The organism is Peribacillus sp. NPDC097284, from assembly GCF_044761765.1.
In the GTDB taxonomy this organism is placed as follows: domain Bacteria; phylum Bacillota; class Bacilli; order Bacillales; family DSM-1321; genus Peribacillus.
Genome location: NZ_JBIWCZ010000006.1, coordinates 1 through 23,248 on the forward strand (window position 1 = coordinate 1; position 23,248 = coordinate 23,248).

Genomic DNA, 23,248 nt, shown 5'->3' on the forward strand with positions numbered 1-23,248 from the left:
AGCGAAAGTCCAAACGGAGTTTGGCATCGTAGCCATGGCACATAATTTACTGAAGATAGCTGGGTTACGTCAGCTACTTTCAGTAAATTATTATAGAAATAGAAAAACAGGTGGAGAAAAACAACTCATTTTTCTCCACCTGTTTTATTTTAGGGACTTATTAGACAGCCCCTTCTACTTTCATATGGAGGTCACAAGACTGAAGTAGCGCCTTGTATTGCGTGTTCCAGTTCGCTTGTTCTTTTCTTTGTAACTGATTCGTTCCAACCAAAGTATTCAGCCATGTAGTTGGTTACGGCTTCTTTATGAGTTTGAACCAAATCGATATCAAACAGAAGCGTTCCAGTTCTACGGAAGAAGAAATCTACAGGAGTGGCTGCCATTTCATGGTCCAGTGCATATTGCAATTGTACGAATAACACTTGCGGTAGACCTGTACGGCTTCCCCCATCCTTTTCATTGATGGCAATGTTAAATAACACCGGCGCGTTCGACCCGTACATGGACAGGATCTTTCTTGAATCTTCAACAGAGAGCCCTGCATCTACACCCATTTGAATATGGTTCTTGATGTATTCAGGGAAGTTGTTCGACCCACCTACATCTCCACCTGAAATGCGGATCCGTTTTGTACTATGATCTGCGAACAATTTGTTCAAGTCCTCTGAAAACTTCTTGGCCACTAGGTCTACGGTCGTTTTGGCCATTTTGCGGTACCCGGTCAATTTCCCACCGGCAATCGTGATAAGACCTGAATCGGACACCCATATTTCATCTTTTCGTGAAATTTCAGAAGGGTCCTTGCCTTCTTCCAGAATCAATGGTCTTACACCGGACCAGGTTGACTCGATATCTGCATCCGTAACCTTCACTTCAGGGAACATGAAAGCTATCGCCTTCAAGATATAATCACGGTCTTCTTGCGTTACACCCGGATCTATCGGATCTCCTTCATAAAAGGTATCTGTCGTTCCCACATAAGCTTTACCCGCACGCGGAATGGCAAAGACCATCCGTTTATCCGGCGTATCGAAATAAATGGCCTGTTTCAAAGGGAACTTCGATTGGTCAATGACGATGTGAACACCCTTGGATAGCTTAAGCGTTTTTCCTTTTTTCGAGTTATCTTTTTCACGAATTGAATCGACCCATGGTCCAGCTGCATTGACCACTTTTGCTCCAAGTATTTCGTATTCTTCATCTGAATGTACGTCCCGGACTTTTACTCCAGCAATTTTACCATCTTCATAGACCAATTTTTCTACCTTCGTATAGTTGATGGGAGTCGCCCCTTTATCGACGGCCGCCTTCATGACTTCAATCGTCAGACGCGCATCATCCGTACGGTACTCAACATAATACCCTCCGCCTTTAAGCCCGTCTTTCTTAACAAGCGGTTCTTTCTTCAAGGTTTCATCCGCAGTAAGCATTTTTCTCCGTTCACTTCTCTTGACGCCTGCAAGGAAATCATAGACACGGAGACCGATAGATGTGCTGAATTTGCCGAATGTCCCACCTGCATGCATCGGAAGGAGCATCCATTCCGGTGTCGTTACGTGCGGTCCATTTTCAAAAACGATTTCTCTCTCTTTACCTACCTCGGCAACCATCTTCACTTCCAACTGCTTAAGGTAACGCAATCCACCGTGGACAAGCTTGGTTGATCGACTTGATGTACCAGCCGCAAAGTCTTGCATTTCAACTAATGCCACTTTCATGCCGCGTACGGTCGCATCCAATGCTATCCCTGCACCGGTGATTCCTCCACCTATTACAACTAAATCAAATTTCTCTTTTTTTAATTTATCGATTGTTTCTTTTCTATATCTATTTGAAAACCTCATATCTAACTCCTCCTTGGGGTGTTATCTTGTTGGTTCTTCTAATAATCAGCATATACTCTATTATCTTCCCATTCTAGTAAGCCAATAACCATAATCAGGATATAAATATAGAGAAAGAGACCACAAATGCACATCATCGATTTCTCGATAACGCATTCGTGGTCTCTCCTATTCTCCGGCCGAGTTATTAACTTGATTTCAGTATATCATAGTGTTGCCTGTATTTAAAAGACTTTGCTTATTTTAATTTAAAAGCCATTGCCGCGTGCACGGCCTTTTTCCAGCCTTCGTATAATTTTTCACTTTCCTTCTCTTCCATGGAAGGCGTGAAAGTCTTGTCTATTACCCACTGCTGGGCGATTTCTTCTTGATCCTTCCAATAGCCAACCGCTAGTCCAGCCAAGTATGCGGCACCCAGCGCTGTCGTTTCATTCAGTGTCGGCCTTTCCACGGGTACCCCTAATAAATCACTTTGGAATTGCATTAAGAAGTCGTTCTTCACTGCCCCGCCATCCACTCGCAATGTCTTCAGCGCAATACCTGAGTCTGCTTCCATCGCATCCAGGACATCCTTCGCTTGGTAGGCAAGGGATTCAAGGGTAGCGCGTATAAAGTGCTCTTTCGTTGTCCCGCGTGTTAGTCCAAATACAGAGCCACGTACATCGCTGTCCCAGTATGGGGTTCCCAGTCCTACGAAGGCTGGCACCACATAGACGCCATCCGTGCTGTCCACTCGTTTTGCATACGCCTCACTATCCTGGGCGTTATTCAGCATCCGCATGCCATCACGTAACCATTGGATTGCAGAACCGGCTACGAATATGCTGCCTTCCAGTGCATATTCAACCTTGCCATTCAATCCCCAGGCAAGCGTCGTCAATAGGCCATGTTCGGAATCGACTGCTTTTTCACCCGTATTCATAAGCATGAAACATCCTGTTCCATACGTATTTTTCGCCATTCCCTGATTAAAGCAAGCTTGGCCGAATAAAGCGGCTTGTTGGTCACCTGCTGCACCGGCAATTGGAATCGATTGCCCGAAGAAATGATATTCGATCGTGTTCGCATACACTTCTGAAGAAGGTCTGACTTCCGGTAACATGGACTTTGGAACATCCAGGATTTCCAGAATCTCTTCATCCCACTTCAGTTCATGGATGTTATACATCAACGTTCTTGAAGCATTGGAATAGTCCGTCACATGGGCTTTTCCTCCTGAGAGCTTCCAGATCAACCACGTATCGATCGTTCCAAATAGTAGTTTGCCTTCATCGGCCTTTTGACGTGCACCTTCCACATTATCAAGGATCCATTTCACCTTTGTACCGGAAAAATAAGCATCAATCAATAATCCCGTTTTCTTCCGGAACATGTCATTATGACCTTTTTCCTTCAACTCTTCGCAGATGGCACTCGTCTGTCTGGATTGCCATACGATGGCATTATAGATAGGGACTGAGGTTTCCTTATCCCATACGACTGTCGTTTCACGCTGGTTCGTTATTCCAATCCCGGCAATTTGTTCAGGCTTTATGCCGGATTCCGATATGACGCTCGCAATGACGGCTAAAACCGACCCCCAAATCTCATTGGCATCATGCTCAACCCAGCCCGGTTTCGGGAAATGCTGTGTAAACTCCCTTTGGGCTACATGGACCAACTCGCCCTTTTCATTGAACAATATTGCCCGTGTGCTTGTTGTTCCTTGATCCAAAGATAAGATGTATTTTTTCATAGTATTTTCCCCCAACCTCTTTAAATTAACTAGCTATATTCTTACTCTCTATTTCATGCGACTGTTTTTTTCCAAATACGTAAGCCACTATCAATAATACTAGGCTTCCTGCAAAAACAGACCAACTTACTATCGTGATTTCACCTAAAAAGAATGCTTTATAAAAGATGGCTCCGAGTCCCCCACCTACTATCGGACCTACGACTGGAATCCATGAATAGCCCCAATTCGAATCTCCTTTACCTGGAATAGGAAGAAGAAAATGTGCAATACGTGGACCCAAGTCACGGGCAGGGTTAATGGCGTATCCTGTTGTCCCACCTAGGGACATCCCGATCACAACAATCAATAAACCGACTGCAAATGGATTTAACCCTTCCGTAAATTCATTGGCCCCTATAAATAGTAAACCAAGAACAAGGATGAATGTACCAATCATTTCGCTTAATAGATTGGAAAAAGTATGTGGGATCGCTGGTGAAGTCGCGAATACACCAAGCTTGGCACCCGGATCGTTCGTACCCTTCCAGTGCGGTAAATAATGCAAGAATACTAATGTTGCACCTAGAATCCCACCAATTAACTGACCTATGATATATCCTGGAACGTCTCCCCAAGGAAACTCCCCGATAAGTGCAAAACCTATGGTGACAGCCGGATTTAAATGGGCACCACTAATGGAACCGACTGCAAAAACACCCATTGTCACAGCTAACCCCCACGCAATCGTCACGACAATCCATCCAGCATCTTTGGCATAAGATCCTTTCAATGAAGATCCCGCCCCGATGCCTGCACCAAAAAGAACCAAAATCATCGTACCTACTACTTCTCCCCAAAATGGTGTCATATTAAAACCTCTTCCCCTCTAGAATAATGACCATAAATCAATAAAAGGAGGCCCACAGCAGAACTAACCCACAAGTAAATGGGAATTTTCCGTTGTGAATCTCCTTATCTCCGTCACATCTATTAACTTGTATTTTAGATTAATATACTAGTTAATGAAAACGCTGTCAAACTATTTATCAAAAAATAGAAAATTGTTTTATATTTTTTATTTAAACATATTCCATAACTCCGTTTTGGAAGTGGTGATCGACGATGCTCCCGCCTCAAGTGCGTTCAGGACCTCATCTGAATTACGGATCAACCCTCCGGCCAAAATCGGCGTTTGCAAATGTTCCTTCACCTCTTTAATCATCCAGGGCATGGCACCTGGCAACACTTCGATATAATCAGGCTTTGTCTTCTTTACCAACTTATAACTTTTCTCCAACGCATGGGAATCTATTAAAAAAATCCGTTGAATCGCGACAACGCCCTTTTGCTTCGCTTTTAAAATCACACTGGACTTTGTCGAAATCAAGCCATAAGGTTGGACCTCCTGGCAAATGAATTCCGTGGCATACTCATCACTTTTGATTCCTTGAATCAAATCTACATGGAAAATCATTTTCTTATTACGTTGCTTGGCCATCAAGCTCACATTTTTCAGCTGTGATATATGTAAATCCAGAAAAACCCCTATCTCATAGGAACTCTCCAAGAACCTCTCGAAATCCTTCATGCTTGCCGAAGCAGGCAGTATCTTCTGATCCATCATATCCTCCTCCTATGCTAACAATCCCATCATAATCAGAACCTGCCGTAAAAACAATAGGTCCCACCATCATTCCATAAGGACGCTCGCATTTATCCAAATTCCACTAGAAAAGAATGCATGTACCCTAAGCATACAAAAAACCTAAATAAAGAGCCATTATTTAGGCCTTTTGTTGTTTTTTGATAGTCAAAGAGCCAATTTGATATTCAAGGCACCCTCAACCAGCTCAAATGACTTAATCTGCCCGAACGGTACCTTTTTCACCATATCCCAAGCGTTAAAATCAATTTTGATCATCCGATTATGATATTCAAAGAAGGGTGGTCTATTAAACAGTTTATGGTTGATGAAATTAACATTAACCGGTTTCATCCCAACAAGCTGAAACAGAATCGTTCTTTTTTCGATTTGCACCGGCTTCAACGTGACGGTGAAGGCAACCTTTTTCTTCAACATCATTTTCTTCACCTCTGTAGTCCCGCGCAGCACGATATACTCTGGTGAAATATGCACATCAATGTCTTCTTCACCTGACTTCTTTTCTATTAAACTTGCCATCATCTTTGCCGTAATGGGGATGGAAACCCCCTCCGTTGTAGCCTTATTTATTATATCCTTGAATTTATCAAACATGGTTTCCCTCCCTTGCCCTATGCAAAAAACTCCGTTGAATCATCTTATTCAAGATTGGGTAATTGCGGAACGACCCATTACCTCCCCTTCACTCCCTCTTACCATATTATCTGCCCTGTTCTAACAGGTGACCACCTTTAAATAAAAAAACGCCACTCGGGATGAGCGGCAGTTAACGTCTTATTTTTTCTTCTTCAATTCGACTAGTTCACTGGTTTTTTCACCATTGACGAAGGCTTTGATCAGGCCCACATTTTTCGCGTAATATCTAGTAGAACCATCACTTTCCTTTACTTCCACAACCTTATTGAAGGTCCCTGCTGGTGTTTTGACGGTCTTACTCATCGATGTAACCTTAGCGATATACGTATTACTTCCATCCCAGCTTTCCCATTTAGCTCCGACCTTTAGCGGGTAACCTAAAGCGATAAAATACTCTGATTCGGGCCAGCCAATATAATAACCCTCACTCGTTTCTTTTTCAATATCCGTCCAGCTCTCCCCGGCTCCCTTTACGTTCCAGATTGTCCAAACCTTATTGTACTTTGCCCCTGTGCTAGAGTAGGTATATTTTTTTCCATTACTTTTATAGACATACACTTTGGACGTATCCATTTTATAACTCGCCACTTTTTTCTTGAACTTTAGAAATTCCGTGGATACATAGGCTTTTTTCTTATTATAACGGATTTCGGACCATCCTGATTTTGTTTTGGAATAGACCGTTACTTTGGTTCCTTTTTTCAACGAGCCCACTTTTTTCGCCTTATCGGAAGCCTTCTCCCTGACATTCAAGTTGCTTGCTGTCACAGTGGCACTTGATGTACTCGCCGCATCGGCTGTCGCGGTGAACGGAATTGCTAGGCTACTAATGAAAAGAATAGTCATCATTATTTTGAATAATTTGCTTACATTCATACTTTATTCTCCCCCTGGTCTCTTACCTAAATACCTAGATATAATATAGGTATTTTATCATAAATAATTGAAAAATAAGGTTTATAAGTAAAATAAAAACAATGAATATCTATTTCTTTATCTATTTAATAAAGACAGATGAATGAATGACCCCTCAAACAAAATAATATAAATTCTGTATTCGTCTTACAAACCCCCCTACAGCATTCAAACTCTGGTAAAATGAATTCACGCTAAAATGTCAACCGATAGAATAGGAGATTACATGATAAAAAAAGGACTTTCACTAACCGTTAGCCTCCTCTGCTTATGCGTCCTTGCTTCATGTTCAAATGATGGGTACCAGGATGCTTTGGACAAGGGGATTGAATATCTAGGAAAACGGGATTACCATCAGGCAGCCATCCAATTCGAATTGGCCTTAAAGGAGAAAAAAAGGGATGAGGATGCCTCCGCTTATCTAGATCAGGCAAATTATATGGATACGGCAGTCACTGCATATGAAGAAAAAGAATTTGATACTTCCCTTGAATCTCTAAATGCCGTCATTACGAATAAAAGCACGTTGAACACGTTGCAGACCGAAGCTAAAAAACTAAAAGAACAAATCCTTGCTGATCAGGAAACAACTTCTTCGTTTGAAGACACGTTGAAGATTGTGAAGGAACTTATCGAAAAAGAAAGTTACAGCTTAGCACAAAAGAAATTACAACTTTTAGAAAAAAGCTTCGAGTCGGATAACTTACTATCAAGCTATCAATCTGAGTTGACTAAACTTACGGAACAAGTCGATCTTGCCCTGAAAGACCAGGAAGAAACGCAACCAGAAGAAAAGAAAGTAAAGAAAACTGAAGATAAGAAAACCGTAGAAAAAGCCGACGGTCAAAAAACTGCGTACCAACTATATCAAAATGGCCGTTATGGGTTTTCCATGTACTATCCCAAAGGCTTAAATATGGACACCCCACCAACCAATGGTGATGGAGCCAGGTTCTATAATGAGGAATTTGAAATTACCGCCTTTGCTAGCCATACGAATATAATCAACGATGAAGAAACGATTGAAATGTATTATGAAGATGATTTGAAAAGTATCACAGAAGAAATCGCCTATCAGCGACTTACAGACGATTGGTATGTCATTTCCTACGAAGAAAATAGGAAAATTATCTATAAGAGGTACTACTTTAATGATCAAGTGGGCACTACCTTTATCATTACCTATCCCGCTAGCGAACAGGAGAAGTACGGTCCAATCACATCTCATATCGCAGAAACCTTCATCCCTTCGACCAACTCCTAACGGGATGAGACCGATGCCATGAACCGTCGAGATACGCTTCGGTTTATGGCTCTTTCTATTTTCTTCTTCAACCGGTGCGATGTCCAGCTTGCCTCTATAAAGAAGGTAAGTGGAATCGTTTAGACGTGTATTTATCCTGAGTAAAGTGGATGAAATGAATCCTGGCCATCATCAGATACCGCAGATTCTAGATTTAAAAGTTGAAGTACCCTTGAATTAGCCTCCTCATCAAAAGAAGCAGCCAGAGCTAAACGCCTGACTGCTTCTTTTATTTGGTTTCCTTTTATTCAAAATGCAAGGTATAGTCGTCTGCTTTAATCCATTTTAATTTCTTTGAGAAAACGTAGATTAGTACAAGGTTCAACACAATCGGAAGAATGAAGAAAATGATGACCATGATGGATATGTTACTGAAAATCCATCCGCCTTCCGCCAGTTTCATGTAGTTCAAGGGACCGACCAATCCCGATAAACCAAATCCAGCACTATACGGGGTCCCTTGTATGTTTAACAAACCTGCCAACGCACCAAGAATAGCGGACGTGATTAACATGGGAAACGCAATTTTCGGTTTCATGAAGAAATTCCTCATTTGAATCTTAGGGGAACCCAACACATGGGCTAAAGCCGTCCCTAATGAATTCGCTTTGTAGCTTGCAATGGCTAGGCCCACACCAGCTGCCACGATTCCTAGGTTGGCCGCACCAGATCCTATACCTGAGAGCATAATGACCGTCGCCACCCCAACCGTTGAAATGGGAGATAAGATAATGAGACAGAATATAACGGAAATAATGGCTCCCATCAAAATGGGCTGCAATGACGTCACGTTAGCGATGCCGACTCCTAATAGTCCCGTAGCGGATTTTACGTATGGCAGAATTAAGTATCCAATCATTCCTGGTACCAAGATACTTAAAGTCGGCATCAAAAGAATCGCATACGCCTTTAATCTATCGCCAATTAGTTGCAGGAACAATACGGTCAATGCCGCGGTAATTCCAGTATTGATTACAACGCCAATCCCATTAAGGGCAAACAAACCATCAGCCGTTTTCTGGATGGCGCCACTTCCGACCATGGCCGCGATCCCGATACTGGCCGTTTGAATGGATGATAGCTTGAACGAAATCCCGACCATCACCCCAATCATGACAGGTAACAAGCTCATCACGAAAACGGTGATATCGAATATATGCTGTAACACGGGAAAATGTGGAATCAATAGTTTAAGTATTTCCCCTAACAAAGCATTCGGAATTAATGAAACGACAATCCCTATGCTCATCCCCGTTAATAATTTATTAAAAAAATCTCTCATCTGAATAATCCCCTATCTCGCTGTAATGTACACAATTATAAGAAATATTCTGACAATAGTCAAAGGATTTTTTTAATACTTCACCGCGAAAGTGTATAAAAGTATTTAAACTAAGAGAAACTCACTTTCTAATAACGCTTATATTCTAAATTATCTGTTTTCTATTGACCTTTACTAATACTACCTGTATAGTCGTAATTAATTGAATAGTTCATTTTCTTATCCAGAGAGGTGGAGGGACTGGCCCTTTGATACCTCAGCAACAGACTTTACTGTACTGTGCTAATTCCAGAAGTGTTCAACTTGAAGATAAGAAGAGAATATAAGCATTGCTGATTATACCTCTTCTTTTTTTAAAGAAGAGGTTTTTATATTTTAATAAGGAAAGTAGGAATCTACCATGTCTATCACTTTAACGAAAGCTCCATTCAAAGCCGACCACGTAGGAAGTCTATTAAGACCAGAAAGTATACATCTGGCAAGAAAGCAACGGAAAGAAGGAATCATTACCGCAGAACAATTACGCGACGTTGAAACGAAGGAAATCAAGCGTATCGTCGATAAGCAAATAGAAATCGGTTTAGAGGCAGTGACTGATGGGGAATTCAGACGCACCTGGTGGCACTTTGACTTCTTGGAACATTTAAATGGAATCGAAGGGTATGTCACGGAAAAAGGCCTCACCTTTGATGGAATTGAAACAGAACGTTATAACGTTCGGAATACAGGAAAAATTTCTTTCAACCCAGATCACCCCTTTATTAAAGACTTTATTGAGTTTAATGAAATCGTGGACGGACGGGCTGTGGCGAAACAAACCATCCCTAGCCCCAATCAATTATTTGCGGTAGGGGTCCATAATGAAGAAATCTATCCTGACATCGAAGACTATGCAAAAGATATTATCAAAGCCTATCAAGATGCTTTACAAGCCTTTTACGATGCCGGTGTACGTTATTTACAATTAGATGATGTATACATAGCCAGGCTTTCCGCTCCGGACTTCCAGTTCAAAGAGGGGAATTATACAAGGGAACAATTAATCGATTTAGCATTGCGCGTGATTAATGGGACGTTGGAGGGAAAACCAGAGGATTTGGTTGTCACGACTCACCTTTGTCGTGGAAATTACCAATCGACTTGGGCTTTTGAAGGCAGCTATGCCCGTATCGCCCCAACTCTATTGGCCAAGGAAAATGTAGATGGATTTTTCTTGGAATACGATGATCATCGTTCAGGGGATTTTAAACCATTAGAACACATTCCAAATGACGGCGCACAAGTCGTTCTTGGTGTGGTTACTTCGAAGAATGGCGAACTTGAAGATAAAGAAACCGTTAAATCACGTATTAAAGAAGCGGGACAATTCGTGCCACATGAACACTTGTGCTTAAGCCCTCAATGCGGATTCGCTTCCACACATCTTGGCAACAAGCTAACGGAAGATCAGCAATGGGAAAAGTTAAAGTTCGTTGTGGATGTCGCCAAAGAAGTCTGGGGATAAGAACAAAAAGGGACGAGCCTATGCTCGTCCCTTTATTCAACAACATCGATCGTCCTCATCCTCTTTCTTCCCTACTACATCATCTGTCACCTTATCATCGAGCTGGTTCTTCAATGTCAATTCTGCCGCCTTTCCATCACTTGGCGACCCATCGGAAAAATACATCGGAAATAAGGAAAAGAACATAATATAGAAAGAGAAATATATGAATTGATACCAGAGGACCGATTTCTCCAAGATCCCCTGATAAACCAAACTATATATCAACAACATGCTAATTAGGTTAAAGAGGGCTCCCCCTAGATAAATCAAACTATTCGTGAACTTATTATCATATTTTAATCCCTTGAACTCACAATGCCCATTCCAAAAGTAGTATTTTCTCACTTCTATATTGCAAAAGGAGAAAATCTTATCTCCACATCCGATCTTGATTTTTTTCTCCGTACCGCCAAATAGCGTGACAAAGAATAGATGCCCACCTAAATGAATGAGCGTGACAACCGGTAAAATCAGAAAAAAGGAAAAGAGAAATTTAGTGATATCAGACAAACCGAACATGCCAATCATCCCCCTTATTTGAGCTTGGTGTATACAGACAAGTCCTTATTCGAAGGATGATACTCTCTTACCCGGTGTGGATACGTTATAACTAGTAAATATTCACATGTCTTAAGGGACTCCCCCTTTAACCCACAAAAAAACCGGCAGATCATCTGCCGGTCCATCCGTTGCTATCGCTCCAATTCAAGAGTGCCAAAGACCTCATCATTACTTTGTCCCGGCTTCATCCCAACATGTTTATACTCTGGAGTGAAGACCGATGTTTTGATGGGACAAGCCATCTGCCTCTGCATATTTCCTTCTCCATCAGGCACTTCGACTATCATGCCACGTGCTTGCAGTTGCGGGTGATTGGTCGCTTCAGAAAAAGTCAGCACCGGTTCGACACAAGCCTCGAACTCTTCGAATATGCCCTGCCATTCTTCAAATGTCTTTTCAAGAAATGCATGCTTGATGATCCTTTTGAATTGGATGCTACTTTCCGCATCTTGCTTCATGCTTAACTCGAACAGTTCAGGCTGTCCGATTGCTTCACATAACACTTCACGGAATGATGGCTCCAAGCTTCCAACCGAGAAGTAACGGCCGTCTTTCGTTTCATAAAAATCATAAAATGTTCCGCCATTCAATACCAACTTTTCCGGTTCAAGCTCCAATCCACCCTGTAAATGTAGGGGGGCAGATATCGCATTCAAAGCAAAGCTGCAATCGGTCATGCTAATATCGATGAACTGACCTTCACCCGTCCGCTCCCGGTAGATGACTGCCGACAAAATCCCGATGACAGCATGCATGGAGCCTCCTGCAAGGTCGGCTATTTGTGTTCCATTTTTTGCAGGTCCTCCTTTTTGCGTACCTGAGTAACCGGACAACCCCGCTATCGAAATATAGTTGATATCATGACCTGGACGATTCTTGTAGGGACCAGTCTGACCAAAGCCAGTAAGCGAACAGTAAATCAACTTTGGATTGATTTGTTTTAATTCTTCATATCCTAGCCCCAACCGATCCATGACACCCGGCCGGAACTGTTCAAGGACAATATCATATTCCTTCACTAGATTCTTTACGGCATCAATCGACTCCTGCCGTTTCAAATCAAGGGCAACCGATTTTTTTGAACGGTTCAAATATTGATCGACTCCCCATGTATCAGCCTTGGCCGGCCGTTCCACCTTCAACACTTCCGCTCCTAAGTCTGCAAGCATGAGCGTAGCGAATGGCCCTGGCAAAAGTGTCGAAAAGTCTAGCACTTTCAGATTGGTCAGTAGTGTCATCGTTCATGCACCTTCCTTTTCTACCAAATGGATGCATTCTTCCTCAGTTGGGATTTCTATCTTTTATACTCATTCTTCTTCCACCCTTTCGTTTCCTGCAAAACAACATTCACATCCAATTCAATGCGACTAACATTGGTACATGTTCAATTTAAAATAATAAAAAAACCGGAACCATATGAACATGGTCCGGAAGTTTGTTTTCAGTCATACTTTTCATCAAAATTAATTTCCACTTCTTCGAGCTTAACGAATCTCGTTTTCTTAATCAATTTATACCCAAACCAGAGGGCGAGAAAAAGAGGGATTCCTAAGTATGCCGCCACCACACTTCCCCAATCGATATGGTCCGAAAAGAACGCTTGGATATTTTGAGCCAAGATGACGACCATTCCAATTGTAATGGCAAATATCGTCCCGATTGGAAACCATAAAGCCTTGTACGGCAGCTTATCCAATGAATGCCCTTGTAACACATATGCCTTACGGAAGCGATAATGGCTTATGGAAATGCCCAGCCAGAAGATAAATCCCGTTATCCCGATCGCGTTCATTAACCATAGATATACGGTGCCATCACCGAATATGGAAGCCAAAAAGGCAAGCATTCCGATGGCACATGTTAAGATCATACCCGCCACTGGGACCCCTCGTTTATTCAGTTTGGCAAAAATCCGGGGTGCTTGCCCGGCTTTAGCCATCGAATATAACATACGGGTAGAGGCATATAAGCTTGAATTCCCCGCAGATAATACCGCAGTTAAAATCACGGCGTTCATCAGGGAAGCCGCAAAGGCTACTCCCGCTTTCTCAAATATGAGCGTAAATGGGCTGACCATAACATTCTCGCCTTGTAAACTTGAATTCGTATAAGGGATAAGCAGCCCTATCACAAAAATCGCCAATATGTAAAAAAGGAGAATCCTCCAGAAGACGCTTTTAATGGCCTTCGGTATATTTTTAGCTGGGTTTTCACTTTCCCCAGCTGCAACACCAACGATTTCCGTCCCCTGAAAAGAAAAACCTGCTGCTATGAAAACGATGAATACCCCCATGAACCCACCTGGAAAAGGAGCATCGTCCACTGTGAAATTTTTAAAGCCTACCGCTTCCCCTCCCATAATGCCTACAATCATGAGTAAGCCGACAATGATAAAAATGATGATGGCCGTCACTTTAATGAAAGAAAACCAATATTCCCCTTCACCATAGCCTTTGACAGAAAGATAGTTCAATAGAAAAATAAGCACTAAAAATGAGAAACTCCACAATAGTGATGGACTATCCGGAAACCAGAATTTCATGATGATGGTCGATGCGGCTAACTCGGCCGCTATAGTCATGGACCAGTTGAACCAATATGTCCAACCCAAGGCAAATCCAAAGGCAGGATCGACAAATTTCGTTCCATATGTACTAAATGATCCACTGGTTGGCATAAAGGCAGCTAGTTCCCCTAAGCTTGTCATGACAAAGTACACCATGGCCCCGACCAATGCGTAAGCAAGTAGAGCACCGCCTGGTCCCGCTGTATGTATGGCAGCCCCACTGCTAAGAAACAATCCTGTTCCGATGGCTCCTCCAATGGAAATCATCGTTAAGTGACGAGATTTCAACCCTCTGTTTAACGCCTGTTCTTTTTTCGGTGTTTCGACTGGATACTCAAAGACTTCCTCTTCGCGTTTTACTATCATATGTACATCCCCTTTTGCTTTTGCACGCAGTTCAGAAAATTCCCACTTTAGAAATTATACTACTTGAAAGTTCTGAATGGATTAATTATTCTTTTTCTTTCAGCAATTTTCATGCCACTTTTCACTTGTCAGCAAAATCCTACATCTTCACCCAATAAAACCGCGATATAGACAAATTCCTTTGCACTTACGCCATATTTCTTTGCGTTTTTGTGCCACGATATTTTGCACTTATTGGGGATTCTTCAAGAGGATAACGATTAATTTCCCTAAATTAGTTGCTTTTCTTCCTAATTGCTGTCAAGCTTATACAATCTGGACTATAAAAGAAAAGAACAAGTAGGTGACGAATATGATCGAAGTTAAAAATTCCACACTCAGTGATGGAGAGTTCAATAGAGGCGTTTTCGCAAAACGTGATATTAAAAAAGGTGAGCTGTTGCATGAAGCACCGGTTATCGCTTATCCAAATGAAGAGCATGTTCATATCGAGAAAACATTGCTAGCGGATTATGCGTTCGAGTATGGCATCAACCATACATGCTTGCTTTTAGGATATGGCATGCTGTTTAACCACTCTTATACGCCCAATGCCACATATGACATAAACTTTGATCATCATACATTCGATTTCTTCGCTTATACCGATATTAAGGCGGGAGAAGAGATTACCATCAATTATAATGGTGAGGTCGATAACGAAGATCCGTTATGGTTCAATAAAGAAGACAATGGTGAAGAAGCTGAGTAATTGATGACATAAAAGCGCCTGCCGTTTAAAAAACTTTCTCCAGTTTTTTAAAGGCAGGTGCTTTTTACGTAATTCGGGAAACCAAAAAAGCTCCATCAAGGATATGCTATCCCTTGATGGAGCTTTTTTTCATGCTACCTTAATTGATTGTTGAATTACTTGATTTTGATTTAGTGAAGGATTGGAGTTGGCTCTTTACCTTATCAATCATTTCAGGATTAGCGATTGATTTGATCTGGCTTATTGTTTTCTCACGCGTTTCTTTATTGCGCATTAAGTAAGCAGCTGCTCCCAATACGACGGTTCCAATCATTTTGTTTGATGGCATCTGAGTTTCCTCCTTATATTTTAGTATAGTATAGTATTTCCCTATAACCACTTCTTTAAACAAGGAGACCCAAACATCCATCCTTCAGGAGACCGGAAACGCATATAGATTGCGTAGAAACTTGTCTTCTAATTCGTGTGCTGGCAACGGTTTACTGAACATGTAACCCTGTACCTGGTTACACTCCATTTCTTTTAAAAAGTCGAATTGCGTTTGATATTCAACGCCTTCTGCCACGATATTCAGCTGCATGTTTTTGGCCAGCCCAATGATGGACGCCACAATTGCTTCATCCGGTCCACCGGTTGCCAAGTTCCTGATAAACGATTGGTCGATTTTCAATGTATTGATGGGGTAATCCTTTAAGTAAGCAAAGGAACTATATCCGGTGCCGAAGTCGTCTATGGCGATCTTCACGCCCAGTTCCCTTAACCTTTCAAAGGTAAAGATGGCCCTGTTCACATTGTTCATCGCCGTACTTTCGGTTATTTCCAACTCCAGATTCCTGCCATCTATATTCCATTTGTCCACCATGCATCTCAACTTTTCGATGAAATTCTCCTGCATGAATTGCCGCGTCGATATGTTGACGGCGATATGAATGGAATCGAATCCTTCTTTATGCCAGGCATGGAGTTGGGCACATGCCAAGTCGAGTATCTTTTCACCAAGTTGGATGATCAGCCCCGTTTCCTCAGCCAATGGAATGAACTCAGCTGGTGAGACGAATCCCAGCCTTGGATGGTTCCAACGGACCAAAGCTTCTACACCTGATATTTTCTCAGTCTGTGTATCGATCTTTGGTTGAAAGTATAATAGAAATTCATTATCTTTATGAATCCCCGTCCTCATTTCTTCTTCAATCAGGATTTTATCCAATCTACTTTCCATGGACTCTTTAAAGAACTTATACGATGAGTCTCCCGTTCCTTTTCCTAAGAACATCGCCAGATCCGCTCTTTTCAAAAGTTCTTCGATGTCCCCCCCATCCTGCGGGTAAGCCGATATCCCAATACATGTGGTTGTGTAGATGTCATGGTTATTGAGCTTGATTGGTTCTACCAAAGATTCCAGTAACCTTTGGGCGGCGATTTCCACTTGTTCAAGCCCGGATATCTGCGGCAGGAATACCGCAAATTCATCCACCCCGATTCTAGCTAGGAGTTCTCCTGGTTCCAGGCAATCGTCAAACCGTTTGGCAATTTCTTTTATAAACCAATCCCCTTGCCCATGCCCCAAGGTATCGTTAATAGTCTTGAATCGATCAATATCCATCAGGAGCAAAGCAGACATGCCTTCCACATTTTGCTCAATGAAGATATTTGCTTTTTCCTTAAAGGATCTTCGGTTTGGCAACCCTGTAAGTTCATCATGATAGGCCATATAATTGACTTTGGCCAAGGCCGCTTTCTGCTCGGTGATGTCCTTGGCAATTCCGTATACACCTTCGATTTCATTATCGACATATACCGGAACGGTCAAGACATTAAAAGTGACCTTGCTCTTATTTTTATGGATGGCCATAATTTCATAAGAGCGAAGGGTCCCTTTTAACGTATCCATATAGTAATTTTTACTTTCCTGCCATTCCTCTTCAGATACAAGACTTTCAATCGACAATCTTTGAATTTCCTCTGGTGTATAACCTAAAATCCTGAAAACCGCCGGGTTGATTGTTTCCAACTTCCCTTCCTTATTCATCCTGAAAATGATATCCGGATTATAAGTAACAAGGGAATCGTACTTTTGCTGGGTTAGTAGCAGCTCCTTGTTCTGTAGGGTGAGTTTCTTATCAAGGCTAATGAAAAAGAGGACAACTATCTGAATGAAAAGCATGGCACTTCCGATTCCGAGTGCCAGAAAGAGCGTTCCAACAGGAAGAGCTGAACTGGTTGGGGAAACCGTGTGATTGCTGTGATACGTGGCAGCCGCCATTCCCGTATAGTGCGTGCCTGCAACCGCTATCCCGATGATATTTGCACTGATGATTTTTTCAACTAGCCGGGTAGCCTTTTGGTGTTTATAGCGAAAATTGATCTTTAAAGCCGCGACTGAAGCGGAACAAGCAATCAGTACGGAACAGATCACCAATAGCGGATCGTACTGAATGGACGCCGCCATACGCATCGAAGCCATTCCCGTGTAATGCATCGTAAGGATGGCTGTACTCAATGAGGCACCTCCAATCAATAGCTGTTTCCAATTCATCGTTTCACGACTGACAAAGAACAAGGACATCCCTGAAGCAAAAATGGCGATCCCAACCGATATCAGGACCTTAAGATAATCATACGTAATTGTTTCATGGACCTGTAAAGCCAGCATCCCGATAAAATGCATCGACCATATGCCTAGACCCATCGTAATCGCTCCACCTACCAGCCAATATTTCTTGGCTTTCTGTTTTGAATGGATGATTCTTCCCACAAGATCCAAAGCCGAATACGAAGCCAAGGTCACAATTATGAAGGACAAAATGACAAGCCCTATGTTATAGCTTCCATGTATGTGCAATTTTTTTCTCCCTCATCAAAAATTCCCGTTTCTAGTCATATATCGGACACATTTCAGCAATTTCAATCTCCACATCCATTAAATATACATATTTACCAAGCCAGTTCCTTCAAAAGACGAAAAAGAACCCGAACGACACCGTTCGGGTTCTACTTCTTGCCAATTCATTCAAGGCCCAGACCATTGATATAATTCACGCTTTCAGGACTTTTCACTACTTTTGCAGCTTGTTCTGGGTCAACGGTCGTTTGTTGAATGTTGTTCAGTTTGTAAGTCAGGACGCGCTTTGTTGATTCATCGATTCGTTCCATCGGGATTTCCCCTTTTTTAACGGCATCGATTATCCCGTTATACACCTCTAATTGGTGGGGATGTTCGTGACAGACCAAGACGATGTCCACGCCTGCTAGAATCGCTTCTTTGCCCATGTCCTTAAAGGAAAAGTAATTTTTCACGGCTCCCATTTCCATATCATCCGTGATGACGATTCCTTTGTAGCCAAGCTTCTCTCGTAGCAGGTCTTCGATAATGACCTTGGATAGGCTGGCAGGTTTTTCTTTATCATAAGCCGGATATTTTATATGCGTCACCATCATGAAAAACTTGTCATTATCCACTTCCTTGATGATCTCTTTAAACGGATAGATATCCGAGTTTTCCAGGTCAAGCTGGTTTGCTTCCACGGAAGAGGTCTCGACATGTGGATCAATCTCGCTACGGCCATTCCCCGGGAAGTGCTTCAGGGCTCCTGTAACGGATGCTTCATTCAACCCTTGAATCACTTTTCCCCCATATTGATGGACTTTTTTGGGGTCCGTTCCAAATGAACGGCTATCTTTCTTCGATAAATCCAAAACAGGGGCAAAGTTAAGGTTGATTCCCATCGACTCCAGCTCTCTACCATTCAATTTAGCCACCTGATATACTTCATCCGCAGTGGCCTTTTCCCCTAACTTCTGTTGCGAAGGGATAGGGGAAACTTGTTCCCTCATCCGGGTAATGGCCCCCCCTTCTTGATCGATGGCAACCATGAGTGGAAGGGAGAATCGGCTACCTTCTGCAGATTCCTGCAGGGAGTTGGATAACTCGGCCACTTGTTTAGGAGAACTCATATTACGGTCAAAGTAAATGATGCCGCCTATATGCTTTTCTTCGATGAACTCCTGAACCTCGGTGCTCTTTTCCGTACCAGAAAAGCCGATCATCATGAGCTGCCCGACTTTTTCTTCGAGCGTCATCTTTTCTAGCATTTTCTCCACTTTTTCATCGGTATCGGTCAATGCGTTAATTTCCTTTTCGCTTGTACCCTCTTTATTTATCTTATTCTCTTGTACGGTTGTTTCCTCTTTTTGATTGGCTTCCTTGGTATCATGGTTCTCTGTCTTTTCACTTGGAAGACTCGTATCCATATTCAACTGGATGAGTACGACCGTTAAAAATGAGAGAAGCGCAATGAAGAGGAGTCCAATGTATGTATACCTTTTCTTCATTGGACTATCTTATCCACTAATTTAATTTCAGGGTCTGAAAGTTTCCAATCAGAAGATTCCTTCACCAGATGCCATTTGCCCTTCCATGTTTGGACAAGTGTCTCTCCATCTTTCCAATCTTCAGAGACCATTTCAAATGAGACAGTGGCCTTGTTATCATTCATTGATTCAACTTCTACATACGTCACTTCATCACTCATGTTATCCTTCATTCCTTCTTCCCAGCTGCTGAATTTATTTTTCCCTTTTCTGCCGGTACTGAATAAATCATAAGCTGATTCATAATCTCCGTTTGTAATCTCTTCATAATGTTCATTGACTACCGCTATTATATCTTCCTCTTCCGTTTCTTTTGCAGCAGCTGCTTGGTAAGCTCGTTCTTCAGCTTCCGCGATTTCCGTATCATCCACCCATAAATCTATTGAAGCATTTTTAACCGAGACCTCTTCGCTTTTCAAGGTCTTTCCTTGCACTTTTACTTCCGCATGAATCTTCATCTTCCCATCTAAAGACACCGGACCGAATGATTCTAGATCCTCGACGGTTTTGCCCGTGCTCGTTCCATTTACGAAAACGGTCGCTTCATCATAATTAGAGGTTAGATACACATCATCTCCCGTCAAATCCAAACCAACGGGAATCTTATGGCTGTCTTCCTCTAATGAATCAATTTTAACCTTATCAGTTACCGTTGTATATTCCCCTTTATAGGAGCCTTTAACCTCATGCTCAACCGGTAAGAATGGCCCGAATGTCCGCTCTTCTCCCTCTTTCAGTTCCCCCACGCCTTTCTCATTAATGGAAACGGAGGCATGTGGCTGATTTGTTGAGACCTTTATGTAAACTGGCTGAAAGCTAACACCATATTGCTTAATGATTCCCCATTTTTTCTTAACCTTTTGCAAGGTTAAAAAACCTTCACCTTTAGAACCTATTACATTATCATTTTCCAAGTATTGAGCCGTTTTTTTCAGATTTGACTTGGTTTCGGCTAGAAGATCAGGATTTTCATCGAAATATTGAATAAGCATCTTCGCATCCGCTTCTTCTACCTTCATCACATCCTGTCCACCATTCAAAATCTTCGCTACGTCCTTAGTATTGTTACTTTTAATGGCATCTTCAAATTGTTTAACTACTTTAGCCGGTTTATACATACTCTGTACTGTTATATAACCAGCAAATCCAACCATTAGCAATAGGATTACAGAAATGGAGAGAACCTTAGAACTTTTCGACTTAAAAAAAGAACCCGTTCTAGGACTTTTTATCCGTGTTTCAGCAATAGGATTCTGATTTTCTATAGTCGTTCCGCACTTAGTACAAAAGGCCTTATTCCCACTTATTTTTTCCCCACAATTATTACAATGCAATGTTTTCTCCCCTTTTTTTACTTAAAATATATGCTAAATTATAAAAATCGATTCATATTATCTCAATAATACTATATTATGTAACATGACAACGCAACAAATCTTATGAATTTAGACCTATCACTATCTAATTATACATATAACTTTTGAATTATTTGATAGCTTAGGAAAATATGAAGGAGTGGTAAATTTGAATGAATTGCAAGATAAGCTAGGAAGTGGACTCAATAAGATTCAGGATAGCTTACAAACGAACAAACAAAAGCTTCAAAACGCCCAAACGATTAACCAGTACAAAAGGAGCATACAAGAAACCGGTATGAAACGGAACGAAATACTTTTACAGTTAGGGGAGGAATTATATAAAAAATTACGTAGCAACGAGATCCATCCCACTGAAGAACTGACAAAAAAAATGACATCTTTAATGGAATTTGACCACGTCATATACAAGGCACAACAGTCTATTACTGAATTGAACTCTCAAAGTCAAACAGAGCATGCCTGTAGTTCATGTGGGTCTCCGGTCACCAGTGAAGATAAATTTTGTGGAGGCTGCGGAGCCAAAGTGGAGTTACCAAAATTGGATACTCAAATAGAAACATCTTCCTGTCCTTCATGTGAAGAACAAATCCCATTACATGCTGTCTTCTGCAACTGTTGCGGTTTAAAGACATCATGAATGAAATGAAAGGAGACGAGGATAGCTATGTTCTGTACAACATGCGGAGAATCTAATCCGGACTATAGCAACTATTGCTCACATGATGGGACTGCACTAGGAAATTCATCATCTCTGCAACAGTTACAATTAGTAAATAATGAAACGAACTTTTGTCCCGAATGTGGAGAAGGAACTAACAAGATTGATAATTACTGCATATCTTGCGGAAACTCCCTACTTAAATTCGGCACAACAAAGATTTCCATGAACGAGAAAGTAACACCACGAATATTAAATTCAAGGACCTTCTCGTTTACTTCTCTATTATCTAAAGATACATTACGAAAAGCCCTTATACCTGCCATTGCAGCTTTTATTCTCATGCTTCTTTTAAATCTTTTAGTGTATACGACAAATACTAATTTTTATGAGGACATATTTGAAGAATCGTTTGGGTTCACCCCAGAGGAAGCTGCCGAAAACATGGCGGATGAGTCTGGCTTCAAATTCAAAGAACCTGGAGCTATATTCGGATTCTCAGATACGGTCATGATGTCTCATACACTTTCACCAAGTTATACGTTAGATATGGAAAGCAATAACTCATATGAAGATTATAAAGGGTCCGGCGAATTGAGCCTTTCCTTCACATATGTTTTATTCATTATCATTCCCTTATTATGCTTATTCGTAAGTGGCATTGTATACAGAAAGAAACATACTGATATCTCTATACAATCTTTCCTTTCAGGAGCCGTTGGAATAGCATTGATTTACAGCCTTTTGTTGACGTTCTTATCTCTATTCAGTGGTTTTGATTATAAAATCAAGCACTCTGAAAGCGGAGAAAGCTTGAATCTAGCCATAACAACTGCTTATCCATTCTTCCAAACCTTCTTTAAAGGTTTATTGTTTGGAATCGTCTTTAGCATGCTGGGGATGTTATTTAGTATTAACTACCGCCAAATAACCAAGCAACTTGAATCATTGATTCCTTATGGGAATGCCGTCCACCAAGGGTTTTCTGCATTTATCCGTGGTTTCGTTACACTTACCATTGTAATGGTCGCCATCCTTATCAGTAAAATGAATGATGCAAAAGAAATGCTCTCGGTCCTTGATGTACCTGGTGTTAGTCAACAAATTTTAGAAAAGACCACCTTGGCAGCCTGCTATCTAGGTGTGCAATTATCTTCCATCGTTTATAGTATGCTCCATTTCACCCCACTCTCCCTAAAAGGAGAAGGGGACGGAGAAAGTGGAGAAATTAGTTTCTCCGTATTCTCCGGCTTTAGCACGGATGGTGACGTTATGGAAGGAGGAGATCTTTCATATCTAGATTTATTTTTCAGTTTTACGAACATCGACCTTTACTTGAAGCTAGCGATGATCCTTCCTATCTTATTGCTGATATTTGCCGGTTATTCTATGGCTAAGTCCAAACAGTCTTCATTCGTATCACTGGCTGTACTAAGCCTTGTATATAGTCTATTCGTTAGCGCAATAGCATCTTTCTCGGCAATTTCGCTGAATGGTCTATTTGATATGGGGGATGGAGAAAATGCCATTACCTTCTCCCTCGGCGTCAGTGTTGTCCAGGTCTTTATCGGTAGCTTTATTCTTTCCTATATTGCTGGATTTGCCGGTAGCTATTTGAACAAGTTCTTTCCCGGTTCTCTAAAATAATCACTCTTCCTCTGTTCCCTCAAGGGACAGAGGTTTTTTGTAT

General features: G+C 41.6%; 20 protein-coding genes and 1 riboswitch. Of the genes, 6 read left to right on the forward strand and 14 right to left on the reverse strand.

What is annotated here, in order from left to right; translation table 11 throughout:
- Positions 1-208: hypothetical protein (locus ACIQXU_RS12660; RefSeq protein ID WP_402989834.1), on the forward strand; the 208-nt coding region annotated here is incomplete at its 5' end.
- Here ACIQXU_RS12660 and ACIQXU_RS12665 read toward each other — a convergent pair.
- From ACIQXU_RS12665 to ACIQXU_RS12690, 6 genes are all read right to left on the reverse strand, one after another.
- Positions 192-1,844 (reverse strand): glycerol-3-phosphate dehydrogenase/oxidase, encoded by a 1,653-nt coding sequence (locus ACIQXU_RS12665; RefSeq protein WP_402989837.1) that lies wholly within the window; start codon positions 1,842-1,844, stop codon positions 192-194. The two genes, ACIQXU_RS12660 and ACIQXU_RS12665, sit on opposite strands and share 17 nt — an antisense overlap.
- Positions 1,845-2,082: 238 nt before the next feature.
- Positions 2,083-3,579: a glycerol kinase GlpK gene (gene glpK, locus ACIQXU_RS12670; protein ID WP_402989840.1), complete on the reverse strand. Its 1,497-nt coding sequence runs from the start codon at positions 3,577-3,579 to the stop codon at positions 2,083-2,085.
- A 25-nt stretch (positions 3,580-3,604) separates the two neighbouring features.
- On the reverse strand, positions 3,605-4,429 hold the full coding sequence (locus tag ACIQXU_RS12675) for an MIP/aquaporin family protein (protein WP_402876046.1): 825 nt from the start codon (positions 4,427-4,429) through the stop codon (positions 3,605-3,607).
- Between the two features lie 207 nt (positions 4,430-4,636).
- Positions 4,637-5,182 carry a glycerol-3-phosphate responsive antiterminator gene (locus ACIQXU_RS12680; protein ID WP_402876044.1) on the reverse strand — a complete coding sequence of 182 codons (546 nt, stop codon included), beginning with the start codon at positions 5,180-5,182 and terminating at the stop codon, positions 4,637-4,639.
- Positions 5,183-5,371: 189 nt separating this feature from the next.
- A complete protein-coding gene (locus ACIQXU_RS12685; RefSeq protein ID WP_402876043.1) occupies positions 5,372-5,818 on the reverse strand; it encodes a hypothetical protein in 447 nt (148 codons plus the stop codon).
- 180 nt (positions 5,819-5,998) lie between these two features.
- Positions 5,999-6,736: an SH3 domain-containing protein gene (locus tag ACIQXU_RS12690; RefSeq protein WP_402876041.1), complete on the reverse strand. Its 738-nt coding sequence runs from the start codon at positions 6,734-6,736 to the stop codon at positions 5,999-6,001.
- A 265-nt stretch (positions 6,737-7,001) separates the two neighbouring features.
- Between ACIQXU_RS12690 and ACIQXU_RS12695 the strand changes: the two genes are divergently transcribed.
- Positions 7,002-8,039 carry an outer membrane protein assembly factor BamD gene (locus ACIQXU_RS12695; RefSeq protein ID WP_402876039.1) on the forward strand — a complete coding sequence of 346 codons (1,038 nt, stop codon included), beginning with the start codon at positions 7,002-7,004 and terminating at the stop codon, positions 8,037-8,039.
- 283 nt (positions 8,040-8,322) lie between these two features.
- Here the strand turns inward: ACIQXU_RS12695 and ACIQXU_RS12700 are convergent, their stop codons facing one another.
- Complete coding sequence (locus ACIQXU_RS12700; RefSeq protein ID WP_402876037.1) at positions 8,323-9,360, reverse strand: PTS sugar transporter subunit IIC; 1,038 nt, start codon at positions 9,358-9,360, stop codon at positions 8,323-8,325.
- A gap of 216 nt (positions 9,361-9,576) precedes the next feature.
- A riboswitch (SAM riboswitch) is annotated at positions 9,577-9,676 on the forward strand.
- Positions 9,677-9,760: 84 nt separating this feature from the next.
- Between ACIQXU_RS12700 and ACIQXU_RS12705 the strand changes: the two genes are divergently transcribed.
- Entirely contained in the window at positions 9,761-10,864 is a 1,104-nt protein-coding gene (locus ACIQXU_RS12705) for a 5-methyltetrahydropteroyltriglutamate--homocysteine S-methyltransferase (protein ID WP_402989843.1), read from the forward strand.
- 36 nt (positions 10,865-10,900) lie between these two features.
- Here the strand turns inward: ACIQXU_RS12705 and ACIQXU_RS12710 are convergent, their stop codons facing one another.
- The 3 genes from ACIQXU_RS12710 to ACIQXU_RS12720 form a co-directional block, all read right to left on the reverse strand.
- Entirely contained in the window at positions 10,901-11,425 is a 525-nt protein-coding gene (locus ACIQXU_RS12710; protein ID WP_402876034.1) for a hypothetical protein, read from the reverse strand.
- 173 nt (positions 11,426-11,598) lie between these two features.
- Positions 11,599-12,705 carry a CaiB/BaiF CoA transferase family protein gene (locus tag ACIQXU_RS12715; RefSeq protein WP_402989846.1) on the reverse strand — a complete coding sequence of 369 codons (1,107 nt, stop codon included), beginning with the start codon at positions 12,703-12,705 and terminating at the stop codon, positions 11,599-11,601.
- 203 nt (positions 12,706-12,908) lie between these two features.
- A complete protein-coding gene (locus ACIQXU_RS12720; RefSeq protein ID WP_402989848.1) occupies positions 12,909-14,399 on the reverse strand; it encodes an amino acid permease in 1,491 nt (496 codons plus the stop codon).
- 352 nt (positions 14,400-14,751) lie between these two features.
- On the opposite strand from ACIQXU_RS12720, the gene ACIQXU_RS12725 reads away from it, so the two are divergent.
- The gene (locus tag ACIQXU_RS12725; protein WP_402871281.1) at positions 14,752-15,150 is read left to right on the forward strand and encodes an SET domain-containing protein; all 399 of its coding nucleotides are present in this window, start codon (positions 14,752-14,754) and stop codon (positions 15,148-15,150) included.
- 139 nt (positions 15,151-15,289) lie between these two features.
- On the opposite strand, the gene ACIQXU_RS12730 is transcribed toward ACIQXU_RS12725, so the two are convergent.
- From ACIQXU_RS12730 to ACIQXU_RS12745, 4 genes are all read right to left on the reverse strand, one after another.
- Positions 15,290-15,478: a hypothetical protein gene (locus ACIQXU_RS12730; RefSeq protein ID WP_402871278.1), complete on the reverse strand. Its 189-nt coding sequence runs from the start codon at positions 15,476-15,478 to the stop codon at positions 15,290-15,292.
- 84 nt (positions 15,479-15,562) lie between these two features.
- Positions 15,563-17,992, reverse strand: a complete 2,430-nt coding sequence (locus ACIQXU_RS12735) for a bifunctional diguanylate cyclase/phosphodiesterase (protein ID WP_402989851.1) — start codon at positions 17,990-17,992, stop codon at positions 15,563-15,565.
- A gap of 164 nt (positions 17,993-18,156) precedes the next feature.
- Complete coding sequence (nagZ, locus tag ACIQXU_RS12740; protein WP_402989854.1) at positions 18,157-19,482, reverse strand: beta-N-acetylhexosaminidase; 1,326 nt, start codon at positions 19,480-19,482, stop codon at positions 18,157-18,159.
- A complete protein-coding gene (locus tag ACIQXU_RS12745; RefSeq protein WP_402989857.1) occupies positions 19,479-20,855 on the reverse strand; it encodes a zinc ribbon domain-containing protein in 1,377 nt (458 codons plus the stop codon). Before ACIQXU_RS12745 ends, nagZ begins: the two co-directional genes overlap by 4 nt.
- A gap of 190 nt (positions 20,856-21,045) precedes the next feature.
- Here ACIQXU_RS12745 and ACIQXU_RS12750 point away from each other — a divergent pair, with 190 nt between their 5' ends.
- Positions 21,046-21,537: a zinc ribbon domain-containing protein gene (locus ACIQXU_RS12750; protein WP_402989860.1), complete on the forward strand. Its 492-nt coding sequence runs from the start codon at positions 21,046-21,048 to the stop codon at positions 21,535-21,537.
- Between the two features lie 27 nt (positions 21,538-21,564).
- Positions 21,565-23,205 (forward strand): zinc ribbon domain-containing protein, encoded by a 1,641-nt coding sequence (locus ACIQXU_RS12755; protein ID WP_402989863.1) that lies wholly within the window; start codon positions 21,565-21,567, stop codon positions 23,203-23,205.
- The last annotated feature ends 43 nt before the right edge of the window (positions 23,206-23,248 follow it).